12 protein-coding genes and 1 pseudogene are annotated in these 12,282 nt (G+C 33.6%); 2 read left to right on the forward strand and 11 right to left on the reverse strand.

Going from position 1 to position 12,282, the window contains the following annotated elements:
* Positions 1 to 313 precede the first annotated feature (313 nt).
* A complete protein-coding gene (gene fakA, locus KA858_RS06800; RefSeq protein ID WP_070855494.1) occupies positions 314 to 1,972 on the reverse strand; it encodes a fatty acid kinase catalytic subunit FakA in 1,659 nt (552 codons plus the stop codon).
* Positions 1,973 to 1,992: 20 nt separating this feature from the next.
* Positions 1,993 to 2,361, reverse strand: coding sequence for an Asp23/Gls24 family envelope stress response protein (locus KA858_RS06805; protein ID WP_011275975.1), 369 nt, complete (start codon positions 2,359 to 2,361; stop codon positions 1,993 to 1,995).
* A gap of 282 nt (positions 2,362 to 2,643) precedes the next feature.
* On the opposite strand from KA858_RS06805, the gene rpmB reads away from it, so the two are divergent.
* Positions 2,644 to 2,832 carry a 50S ribosomal protein L28 gene (gene rpmB, locus KA858_RS06810; protein ID WP_011275976.1) on the forward strand — a complete coding sequence of 63 codons (189 nt, stop codon included), beginning with the start codon at positions 2,644 to 2,646 and terminating at the stop codon, positions 2,830 to 2,832.
* A gap of 61 nt (positions 2,833 to 2,893) precedes the next feature.
* On the opposite strand, the gene KA858_RS06815 is transcribed toward rpmB, so the two are convergent.
* The 9 genes and pseudogenes from KA858_RS06815 to KA858_RS06855 form a co-directional block, all read right to left on the reverse strand.
* Positions 2,894 to 3,535 carry a thiamine diphosphokinase gene (locus KA858_RS06815; RefSeq protein WP_210135324.1) on the reverse strand — a complete coding sequence of 214 codons (642 nt, stop codon included), beginning with the start codon at positions 3,533 to 3,535 and terminating at the stop codon, positions 2,894 to 2,896.
* Positions 3,536 to 3,542: 7 nt separating this feature from the next.
* A complete protein-coding gene (gene rpe / locus KA858_RS06820) occupies positions 3,543 to 4,187 on the reverse strand; it encodes a ribulose-phosphate 3-epimerase (protein WP_210135325.1) in 645 nt (214 codons plus the stop codon).
* Positions 4,187 to 5,062, reverse strand: coding sequence for a ribosome small subunit-dependent GTPase A (gene rsgA / locus KA858_RS06825; RefSeq protein WP_210135326.1), 876 nt, complete (start codon positions 5,060 to 5,062; stop codon positions 4,187 to 4,189). The genes rpe and rsgA overlap by 1 nt, the downstream gene beginning before the upstream one ends.
* A gap of 204 nt (positions 5,063 to 5,266) precedes the next feature.
* Positions 5,267 to 7,294 carry a Stk1 family PASTA domain-containing Ser/Thr kinase gene (pknB, locus tag KA858_RS06830; protein WP_107629845.1) on the reverse strand — a complete coding sequence of 676 codons (2,028 nt, stop codon included), beginning with the start codon at positions 7,292 to 7,294 and terminating at the stop codon, positions 5,267 to 5,269.
* The gene (locus KA858_RS06835; RefSeq protein WP_053029229.1) at positions 7,291 to 8,034 is read right to left on the reverse strand and encodes a Stp1/IreP family PP2C-type Ser/Thr phosphatase; all 744 of its coding nucleotides are present in this window, start codon (positions 8,032 to 8,034) and stop codon (positions 7,291 to 7,293) included. The genes pknB and KA858_RS06835 overlap by 4 nt, the downstream gene beginning before the upstream one ends.
* A gap of 5 nt (positions 8,035 to 8,039) precedes the next feature.
* Positions 8,040 to 9,134 (reverse strand): annotated as a pseudogene (gene rlmN / locus KA858_RS06840) (dual-specificity RNA methyltransferase RlmN).
* Between the two features lies 1 nt (position 9,135).
* Positions 9,136 to 10,443, reverse strand: coding sequence for a 16S rRNA (cytosine(967)-C(5))-methyltransferase RsmB (gene rsmB / locus KA858_RS06845; RefSeq protein ID WP_210135327.1), 1,308 nt, complete (start codon positions 10,441 to 10,443; stop codon positions 9,136 to 9,138).
* A complete protein-coding gene (fmt, locus tag KA858_RS06850) occupies positions 10,440 to 11,372 on the reverse strand; it encodes a methionyl-tRNA formyltransferase (protein WP_210135336.1) in 933 nt (310 codons plus the stop codon). The genes rsmB and fmt overlap by 4 nt, the downstream gene beginning before the upstream one ends.
* A complete protein-coding gene (locus tag KA858_RS06855) occupies positions 11,365 to 11,853 on the reverse strand; it encodes a peptide deformylase (protein ID WP_070855482.1) in 489 nt (162 codons plus the stop codon). The genes fmt and KA858_RS06855 overlap by 8 nt, the downstream gene beginning before the upstream one ends.
* A 177-nt stretch (positions 11,854 to 12,030) precedes the next feature.
* Here KA858_RS06855 and KA858_RS06860 point away from each other — a divergent pair, with 177 nt between their 5' ends.
* A complete protein-coding gene (locus tag KA858_RS06860; protein WP_053029220.1) occupies positions 12,031 to 12,234 on the forward strand; it encodes a TM2 domain-containing protein in 204 nt (67 codons plus the stop codon).
* The last annotated feature ends 48 nt before the right edge of the window (positions 12,235 to 12,282 follow it).

Below are 12,282 nucleotides of genomic sequence, written 5' to 3' on the forward strand. Positions count from 1 at the left end.
TCTTAGCGGCGATGGTAGCCGATTTACGTTCCGCTAGAGTAGGACGTTGCCAGGCGAAGTAATGGGAGCGGGACAGAATTCTTTTGAATTCGTCGTCCCACTCCCAACTTGCTTTGCTTGTAGAATTTCTTAATGAAATTCTCTTTGTTGGGGCCCCGCCCGCAAAAATGACTAGAACTAAGAAAAGCTTTATTAAAGCGCCTGCTCAGTTCAGTCAGCTACTGCGAAGTTGCAAAATAACTTCATTATATTATTTATGTCCCAGCCTCTTAATTTATTCATCCAGGACCCTTCATAGCTTTTCAATTGATATTTATTCGACTGAGAATAAATATTGATAGATAGGTTGGCCACCGTTATGTTCTTCTACTTCAACGTCTGGATATTCGCTCTCAACCCACTCTACTAATTTATCTGAGGTTTCAGTATTTGCATCCTCACCAGCGATAATAGTTAAGATTTCACTATCTTCATTTAGCATCGCTTTAAGTAAACCTGTGATTGTCGCAAATTCATCATCATTGCTTGTCACAATTTTACTTTCAGATAATCCCATGAATTCGCCTTTTTTAATCTCTACGCCATCAATTTTAGTGTCACGAACAGCAAATGTTACTGATCCAGATTTCACACTATCTAAAGCTGTTGTCATGTGAGATTGATTATCTTCAAGTGATGATGACGGATCGTATTGGAACAAGGCCGCAATACCTTGTGGAATAGATGTTGTAGGAATTACAACTGTATCTGCTTCAACTAAAGTTGCAGCTTGATCACTCGACATTCTTATATTTTTATTATTTGGTAAAATAATGGCACGTTTACATTGAGATTGTTCAATGACCTTTACAATGTCTTCAGTAGATGGATTCATTGTTTGTCCACCGCTTATAATATGTGTCGCACCCATAGATGTAAATAATTCTGAAATGCCATCACCCATAGAAATAGCAATAATTGCTGTTTCAACTGTTTTTGATTCTTCTTGTTGGTCTGATTGATGATTTTGCTTTTCTTTTCTAATGACTTCACGATGTTGTTCACGCATATTTTCAACTTTTAATTTAATAAGCTCACCATACTCTTGACCATAGTTAAACACATCACCTGGTGTTTCAGTATGTACATGGACTTTTACAATTTCATCGTCATTAATTACGAGTAATGAATCACCAAAATGACTCATATCTGTTCTAAATGTTTGCTCATCAAATTCTCTTTTATCTTTTCCAAAACGTACCATCATTTCAGTACAATAGCCATACTTAATATCTTCAGTGTTAATTACGCCATGGAAGTCATGCTCTTCATGCACTAACTCTTCTGTGTTTAATTTTTCTTTTTTCACTTCAATCGTTTGGCCTGTTAAACCTTTTAAGAAACCTTCATAAACACATAATAGCCCTTTACCACCACTATCAACTACGCCAACTTCTTTTAATACAGCAAGTAAATTGGGTGTATTATTTAATGACTTTTCAGCTTCTGCAATTGTATATTCCATAACTTCAACACAGTCATCTGTTTCTTCAGCTTTATTAACCGCTGCCTTGGCTGCATCTTTAGCAACAGTTAAGATTGTCCCTTCGACTGGTTTCATTACAGCTTTATAAGCAGTGTCAACACCTGCTTGGAAACTACTAGCAAGTTGTTGTGCATTAATTTCATTTTCAGTTTCAATATTTTTACAGAACCCTCTAAATAATTGAGAAAGAATTACACCTGAGTTACCTCGAGCACCCATAAGTAATCCTTTAGAGAATGTCTTCCCTAATTCACCAATACTTTGAGATAAATTATTTTCAACTTCCTCACGTCCAGAAGTAATTGTAAGATTCATATTAGTACCTGTATCACCATCTGGCACAGGGTATACATTTAAAGAATCTACTAAATCTGCATTATTAGATAAATTTTGTGCCCCTTGTATTATCATATCGGCAAATAATTTACCATTAATTTTGCTAATCATCCTGCTAAGTCCTCCTATACCTACTTGCCCTTATTATTAAGTCTTACACCTTGTACAAATATATTAATTGAATTCACTTTTACATTGAGTGAGTTTTCTAGTGTGTATTTTACTGATGATTGTACATTATTAGCTACCTCTGAGATTTTAACACCGTAGCTAACGATAATATACATATCTATATCAATGACACCATTGTTTTCTTTGACTTCAATGCCTCTAGCATAATTTTCATGTCCTAAAATTTCGGCAATACCATCTCGCACTTGTTGTCTAGATGCCATACCAACAATACCATAACTTTCAACAGCTTTACTGCCTACTACTGAAGCAATGACTTCATTTGAGATATCGATTTTACCATAATCATTTGAGATTTCTATTGTCATCTTTATATTCCTCCTGAATTTTGTTTAAAAATGACGAAACTATAAACATTTACAATTAAATTCATTGTAGAAATTAACCGATTCTTCCATAAATAAGTCTTTATAACCTAATTAAATGTACTACATAACTCCTCAGCTTACAATTATACCATAAATTATAAAATTCAAAACATTTTTAGAGAAATACCTTTTTATTTCATTGCTTTAAAAATTCATATATGGTATCTTATTTAAGTATATAAGTAGTCAAGTGTATTTATATTTATTAAAGGAGGTACTTTGATGGGTAAACAATGTTACGTAACAGGTCGTAAAGCATCGACTGGTAATAATCGTTCACACGCTTTAAATGCGAATAAACGCAGATTTAATGCTAACCTTCAAAAAGTTAGAATTTTAGTTGACGGAAAACCTAAAAAAGTTTGGGTTTCTGCTCGTGCTTTAAAATCTGGTAAAGTTACTAGAGTTTAATAAATATAATGCACTAAAAAATGCCTTCATATGTGGTGAAGGCATTTTTTTATGTTCTTTTTTAACTTGCATCCTTACTTCTCATTTGAAGTACTTGTCCGTCATGTAAAATGATTTCCGCGACAACTTCTTTTACTTCATTAGATAATGTAAGTGTCGATCCTTTTTCTAGAAGTTGCTTATTCAAATTATATTTAAAGCCCTTCAATGATAAAACAACATTTTCAGTAACTGGAATAAATGATACATATGGGAAATGAAGTGATTTTTGAATTTTATGGGTACCTTGTTTCAATAATTTAATTTCATTTTGATCATCTTCCACAATAATTGAAATATTTCGTTCTATATACTTTGGTTTTTGCAATATTTGCATGACACCCATAAAATGATCTAATCTACCACCAGTTGCACCATAAATATGTATTTGCGTAAAACCTCTATGAACAGCTTCTTCTACACCTAATGCTAAATCCGTATCATCTTTTTCAGCTTTGACCGGCTTAATATTCAACTGATGTTTGAGTTGTTGACGTTCTTCTTCTGAAACAGAATCAAAATCACCAATTGAGAACGTCGGTGTGATGGCATGGTTAACAAGAATCAATGTTCCTCTATCAATGCCACCCCAATGTTCATGCTTTTGAGTGCTCAATACTTTTGGAGGTAAATGTCGGTCACTACATAATAAATTGATTCGCATAATAAAATCAGCCTTTCAGTAATTGTGTCACCTTGCTATAATCCTTTTGATTAAAGAAATAAGAGCCTGTAACAAACATAGTTGCCCCATTATCAGCACACAATTGGATAGTTTCATCATTGATGCCACCATCAACTTCAATATCAAAATTTAAATTTAAAGATTGTTTTAAATCTCTAAGTGACTTCACTTTTGATGCGCATGCTTCAATAAATGATTGACCACCGAAACCTGGATTGACTGTCATCACTAATACATAATCTACAATTTCAAGAACTGGTAATAATACTTCAACTGGTGTACCAGGATTAATGACAACGCCTGCTTTTTTACCAGCATTCTTAATCATTTGAAGCGCTCTATGAATATGTTGCGTAGACTCGACGTGCACGGATATCATGTCAGCTCCGTGTTCAGCAAAGGTGTTAATATACTGCTCAGGTTGCTCAATCATTAAGTGAACATCAATTGGTAATTGTGTAGCAGTTCGAATTGAATCAAGAATTGGCAAACCAATCGAAATATTTGGTACAAATTGACCGTCCATCACATCAAAGTGTAAACCATCAACTTGTGCTTTTTCTAAAGTTTTAATTTCATCTTCTAAATTTAAAAAATCAGCAGATAAAAGTGATGGATAAATTTTTTTCATTAATATCTTACCTTTCTATTTGAAATTTCATTAAATAATTGAATGTAATGATCATAGCGGAATTGTGCTAAATGACCACTCTCCAATTGTTGCTTAACATGACAATGAGGTTCTTTAATATGATTACAGTTTCTAAATTTGCATGCCTCGCCATAGTGATGAATATCTATAAAATAGTGTTTCAATTCATCTTTTTCAATATGATCAAAATCTAATGCACTAAAGCCTGGTGTATCTGCAATAAAACCAGCTTCCCTTTCGAATAATTCTACATGTCTCGTTGTATGTTTACCACGATTGAGGGATTTTGATATATCATTGGTTTCTAAATTTAATTCTGGTTTAAAAGCATTGATAAATGTCGACTTACCGACACCTGATTGACCACTTAGTACAATAAGTCCTTCCGGCCAAGAAGCGACTACTTCCTGTTTAGACGTATCTTTGCCAACAAATTGAGTATTGTAGCCAATAGTTTCATAAATGGTTAGCCATTCATTAATTTTCTTAATGTCATCATCAGACGCTAAATCCTTTTTAGTTACTAGTATACTCGGTTCTAAATCATATGAATGCGCAATAACTAGAAAACGATCTAACAATTGTGTTGAGAAATCTGGTTCTACAGCGCTCATCACGATGATTAAGCCGTCAATATTACTAACTGGTGGTCGTTTCAATGCATTATGACGATCGTGAACATGATGAATATAACCTTCATTGGTATTTTGAATTTCAAAATCAACAATGTCCCCTACCATTGGTGAAAACTTCTTTTTTCTGAAAAGACCACGTGGTTTAGTATCATATAAAGTTCCATCTACATCTACTTGATATACACCACTAATTAATTTAATAATACGTCCAGTTTCCAAAATGACACCTCTTAATCATTATTTATATTTCATTATTATAGCAAAACCTTAGAGAATATTATATCCAGAACATATTTGTTTAAAGTCAAAATTATCAAAGTGGAGTACATTTTAAGTTTACATAATATTTTTATAGTTTGGTATAAAAATTAAAAAACCTTTTAGTGAATGAAAACGATCAAACATTCACTAAAAGGTTGAACTTTAATAATCTATATCTTTATCTGCAATAATATCGCCATCTACTCTAATGGTGTAGCCCGCGTCAGATCCTTCTTCAATTTTAAGCGGAATCGTGATCGTTCTATCACCTTTTATACTAAACGTTTGACTTGCAGATGCGCCACTATTGTCTTTATCTCTTATATAAACTTGAACTTTTTGACTTTCATCGTCTCCCGTATATGGGATATGATATGTTTCGGTGTAATTTTTAACTTTCTTTGCGTCGTCGTCCTTATCTTTACTAGAATCATTAGATTTCTCGTCTTCTTTATCTTCGTCTTTAGAAGTTGATTTTCCTTTCGAAACAATCAGTTGAACTGTGCTCCCTTCATCAATTTCTGTATTTTTCGGACTTTGTGAAATAATATTATCTTTTTTTTCATTATTACTTGATTCAGTCGTTATTTGTACTTTAAGACCATTTTTTTCAAGTTCTTTCTGAGCAGTTTTATAACTTTTATGTTCATAATTTTTCACGTATACTTTTTTAACACCTAACGACTCAGTTAACGTGATTTGGTGATCATTCACACGTACATAACTATCCGGATTAACACTTTGTTTGGCAATAGCACCTTTAGGTATTTGATTATTGTATTCTTGATTCACGGTTACATGATCAAGTTTAAATTGTTTTAATTTATCAAGTGCATCAGCTTTTTTCATTCCTATAACATTCGGCATTTTAGCGCGTTCCGGTCCTTTAGAAAGCACGATATCAACTTTTTCATGTTGATTCACTCTTTCACCTTGTTTCGGTTTTGTCTCGATGATTTTATTTTCTGGATAGTCATCGCTATAGTCTCTAGAAATATTGCCAATTTCTAAATGAGATTGGCGTAATATTTTTTCTGCTTCTTTTTCAGTTTTACCCTTAAGATCTGGCATTTCTGAATACTTACTGCCAAACATGCCCATCGCAATAAACCCAAATAAACTTACGACTAATAACAGTAAAATCAACGCAATGGCAAATTTTTTCTTTTTAGAACGCTTTTTCTTTGGTGGCTCGTAAATTTGCGCCTCGTTAGTTTGGAAATGGTGCTCATTGACAATAGGTATTTGCATGGTTTGAGCGATTTGCTTCTGCTCATTTTCTTCCTTTATTTTACTTCTGATATCTTGTCTATCAATGGCAACGGTATTTGTATCATCTTCTTCAATTGAATGCTTTTTTTCATTAGCACGACTAGATACAAGTACACTACTTAAGTCTTCTTTCATATCATTGACACTTTGATAACGATCCGTTGCTTTCTTTTCTGTTGCTCTAAGGACAACGTTACTTAAGGATTGAGGTATATCAGATCTTAACTCGGTTACATTAGGTATGGAATCCTGAATATGTTTTATCGCTATACTAACAGCTGTTTCGCCATTAAAAGGGGGTTCCCCAACTAACATTTCAAAAAGTACAATACCTATGGAATAAATATCTGTCGCTTCATTCGTAGTTTCACCTTTGGCTTGTTCTGGTGAAAGGTATTGTACAGTACCGAGCACGTGGTTTGTTTGCGTCATAGATGTTTCACTTAAAGCTTTGGCAATTCCAAAATCGAAAATTTTAAGTGTCTTATTCTTATCAATTAAGATATTTTGAGGTTTAATATCTCTATGTATGATAAGTTTGTCGTGCGCTTGCGCCACACCTTTTAAAATTTGATTGGTAAAGTCAATTGCTGTATCAATACTTAAAGGACCATGACTATGTATGTATTCAGATAAAGTAGGTCCATCTATATATTCCATAATTAAAAAGAAGCACTCTTCATCTTCTTGAACATCATACACTTCAACAATGTTTTCATGTGAGAGTTGCGTTGCATTATTGACTTCTCGCTCGAAACGTTTCATTGTTTCTTCTTTTTCATTCTGAGGAATTGAGATTGCTTTAATCGCTACTTCACGATTTAAAATGGTATCTTCTGCTAAGTAAACGGTACTCATTCCTCCGCCACCAAGCTTATCCACTATCTTATATCGTTCACTAACTAACTTTCCAATCATAGATGATCACCTTCAATAGCTGCTATTAAAACACTAATATTGTCTTTAGAATCATGGTTTAGTGCTAATTGAATAAGCTGTTCACCATGTTCTTCCAATGATAACGACGTATTGAACGCTTCAAGAATACGTTCACTTCTGACATAATCTGTTAAACCATCAGAATTCAACATTAAAAAGTCATAATAATTAAATCGTTTCGTAAATATATCTGGACTTACACGTTTATCTGTTCCCATCACTTTAGTAATAATATTACGTTGTGGGTGTGTGAATGCTTCCTCTTCAGTAATTTGACCTGACATAACTAAATGGTTAACAAATGAATGATCATACGTGATTTGTTCGATTTCTCTAGAATTAATAAGATATGCTCTAGAGTCCCCTATATTTGCCACAACTAAGTGCTTATCGAATACAAGGGCACAAACACATGTTGTACCCATACCTTTATACGATTCATTTGTTTGAGCGTATTCAAATAGCTCACGATTAATCTCTTTTAAATTGAAACGCAACCAAGTTTCGGCTTGTTCATACTCAATAAAGTTTTCAGCTTCAAAACGTTTTTGAAGCTCATACGTAACAAACTGACTTGCAATTTCCCCCGCTTTATGACCACCCATACCATCACATAGTACTAATAATTGTTGGTGAGTTTGGTTATAAAAAATACCTCCTGCATCTTCATTTTTATTTCTATGTTGTCCAGTATCTGTGAAAAATTGTGCGTTTAGCATTGTGATTACCTCGTTTCTACTTGTCGTTCCTTCGCTCTTAATTGTCCACATGCCGCGTCAATATCTGATCCTTGTTCTCTTCTAATTGTAGCATTTATGCCCAATCGTTTTAATTCTTTTTCAAATTTGAAAATATCATCTTTAGGTGTTTTAACGTAATTACGTTCTGGAACATGGTTGACTGGTATTAAGTTAACATGACAGTTTAGATCTTTAATAAGATGCGCTAAATCACGTGCATGCTCTAATTGGTCATTGACGCCACCAAATAATCCATATTCAAATGTCACACGGCGATTTGTTTTTTCTTGATAATATTGAATTGCTTCCATTAATTTATCTACGTGGTAAGCTCTGTTAATTGGCATTAATTTAGAACGAATGTCATCTTTGGCTGCATGCAAACTTACGGCAAAGTTAATTTGAATATCTTCTTCAGCAAAATCATAAATACGTGGAATAATACCTGATGTTGACACTGTTATATGACGTGCACCGATATTTAAACTATTGTCATCATTAACGATACGTAAGAAATCCATCATTTCATCATAGTTCTCAAAAGGTTCACCAATTCCCATAATTACAATTTGAGATACACGTTCATCTGTCGCATCTAATGCTTTTTGAACTGTTAAAACTTGTGAAACAATTTCTCCTGCTTCTAAGTTACGTTTTAAGCCACCTAATGTTGAAGCACAGAACGTACAACCGATACGACATCCAACCTGTGTCGTTACGCAAACTGAATTACCATAGTCATGGCGCATTAATACGGTTTCAATTGTATAACCATCTTGTAATTCAAATAGGAATTTTATTGTCCCATCTTTACTTTCTTGTTTTACAACAGTCGTTAAAGTGGTCATAGCAAAGTTATCTTTTAGCACTTGACGAAGATCTTTGGATAAATTCGTCATTTCATCAATACTATCTACACGTTTTTGATATAGCCATTCAAATATTTGCTTAGCTCTAAATTTTTATTGGCCATGGTCTACTAACCATTCTTGCATTTCATCATATCTAAGTGAATAAATCGACTGTTTATCAAAGTCAGGCAAGAATTTATTTTTCTTCTTTTTTTCAGTAGTTATCATCTTAACTTTCCTTTCTTTTTATTTTTGTGATGAAAAAGCCATCTGAATTAAAATCTTGGGGTAAAATCTGTATAGTTTTTACTTGTTCACCGCTAACAGGATGTGTCATTAATTCAAATTCAAAGTCTTTATTATTTTTTAAGAAGGTATAAATCACATTTTCATTTTCGAGTTGTTCAATCGTACACGTTGAATAGACTAGAGTCCCACCAGGTTTCAAGTTTTCTTTAACATTGTCTAATATCTGTAATTGTAATTCAACCAAGTCTTGAATATCTTGCTTTGTTTGAACATATTTAATTTCTGGCTTATGTCGTAATACGCCTAAACCACTGCATGGTGCATCAACAAGTATTTTGTCATATACATCTTTATAAGGTTTTGTTGCATCATGATCAAATGCTTTAATGTTCTTAAGTTGTAATTTTCCAATATTTTCTTTAATTAAACCAATTTTATGCTTATGAATATCTGTCGCATCTACATGACCACTTGATGCTAATAATTCAGCAATATGACACGCTTTGCCACCTGGTGCACTACATGCATCCAAAATAACATCATTGTCTTCGACACCCATTAAATATCCTACAAACATTGAACTCTTATCTTGAATTGAAATATTTCCATTTTTAAAATTGTCGGATTCAATTATTGGACGTCCTTTTAAATGTAAACAATAAGGAATCAGTTCATCCACTTCAACGTCATATCCCTCTGCTTGTAACCCTGCTACGACATCTTCAACTTTATTTTTACTTGTGTTAACACGTACAGTACTTGCAGTTTGTTTTATAAATGAAGATGCTATTTCACGTGTGGTCTCAACACCATAATGCGTAATCCAATGTTCAATAATCCACTTTGGAATACTATACTCAATGGTCATACGTTGTTTATCATTTTTAATTGAATCTAGGCTTGGCAATTCACTTCTAAAGATCGTTCTCAATATAGCGTTAACAACATTACCATTATGAGGACCACCACGACGTTTCGCAATATTAACTGCTTCATTTATAATGGCGTGATTAGGAACTTTATCTAAATAAACATATTGATACAAACTCATCCATAATAATTGTCTGACCCAACTTTTAATTTTCGTTTTTACAAAAGGTCTAAGATAAAAATCTAGCGTCATTTTCCGTTTTACAGTTCCATACACGAGTTCAGTGTACAAAGGTTTGTCAATACTAGACACGTCCCCGGTAGAAAGTACCTCATTGATTCTTAAGTTACTGTACGCATAATCATTAAAGATTTCTTGAATTGTTTGAAATGCTAATTCTCTTACTGTTTGTGTCATTTTAATAATTTCCCAACTAGCGATTCTTGAACACCGCTTAAATAATTTGCTGCTAGCATACGTTTTTTACCAGCTAATTGAATATCAGTTAAGGCAACTGCATCATCAGAGCCTGTAGCAACTATAATCGCCTTTTTAGTCGTTTCGACGATTTCCCCTGGTTGTCCTTTTTTGTTATGCACGATATGTGCAGCATACAATTTCAAGTTTGTATCATCCATCGTAGTATAGCCAACAGGCCATGGTGATAATCCACGTATATGATTATGAATATCTTCAGCAGTCATTGTCCAATCAATACGTTCATCTTCTCTACTAATATTTGAAGCGAATGTGGCTTGCGTATCATCTTGAGGCGTACTATCATTTGTACCAGCGATAATGGCAGGTAATGTTTCTTTCAATAGATTTGCGCCTAATATACTAAGCTTATCATGCATCGTGCCTACATTATCATCATCTTCTATATCAATTGCTTTTTGAGAAATAATATTGCCAGCATCTAACTTGTTAACCATATACATAATTGTTATACCAGTTTGTGTCTCACCATCAATAATTGCTTGATGTATCGGCGCACCACCACGGTATTTAGGTAACAATGATGCATGGACATTAATAGCACCTAATTTAGGTAATTGTAGTAATGTCTCAGGCAATAATTGACCAAATGCAGCAGTGACAATCAAATCAGGTTCTAATTGTAACAGTTGTGTCAATTCGTCAGATTGCGCTAATTTTTCTGGTTGATATACAGGTAAATTGTGTTCTTCGGCCACTCGTTTAACAGGTGGTAGTGTTAATACACGTTTACGTCCCACTGGTCTATCAGGTTGCGTTACGACTGCGATAACGTCGTGTTCTTCTATTAACATTTCCAATACCTTAGTTGAAAAATCAGGTGTTCCCATAAATATCACTTTAGTCATTTTCAAAATACGCCTCCACTTCTTCATCAGTTAATAAATGCTGTGCACGCTTAGTAAATGATATACCGTTTAATTGGTCAACGATGTGTAACATCATTCTCGCTATATCATCATAAGCGGTTAATTCTATCGTATTACCTTCTAAATCATTGGCTTCTACAGTTATCATTTTACTTCGTTCGACTTCCCCGTAGATACCTGGTGTGTTTACTGAACCTTCAAGGTCTGTGACTTTATCTTTAGACTCCGTTTTGATTATAGGATTGATTAGTTGTAGCAATCCTTCAAGTTCCATATCAATGATAGCTACTTGCTTACTAATACCAATTTGAGGTGCGCAAAGCGCTGATGCCTCATTAGCATATAATGTATCTTCTATATCTAATAACAAATCTTTTAATGTAGCATCAAATGTTGTTATGCGTTCCGCTTGTTTCGTTAATACAGGATGCGTTGACTGGACTAATTTTTGTATCGCCATTTATTTTGCTCCTCCTGAAAAAATTCATCATACAATTATAACTTAATTCACTTTGAATTGCGACCTTAGTCTGAAATTTATCCATTCCAGCTACTATTAATTGCTTTTATTTTTCAGTTTATTAAAATAAAAGCAAGTTAATTTATCATCACTTGCACAATTAAAGGAGGTGCCAAAATGGAAGTAAATAAAATTATTTATATTGTTTTAGCTATATTTTTAGGTGGTTTCGGTGTTCATAAATTCTATGCCGGTAAAACAATGTCTGGTCTTTTACACTTATTGTTCTGTTGGACAGGTATTCCACATATCATTGCAATCATTAGTGCTATTCTTACATTATTTAGACCAGCAGATGAAAACGGTAATGTTGTCATGTAAAAACTAATATTTACGAAAGAAAGAGTTACGTAAGTTAGGTCTTTAAAC

Source organism: Staphylococcus sp. GDX8P80P, assembly GCF_017893095.1.
GTDB lineage: Bacteria > Bacillota > Bacilli > Staphylococcales > Staphylococcaceae > Staphylococcus > Staphylococcus borealis.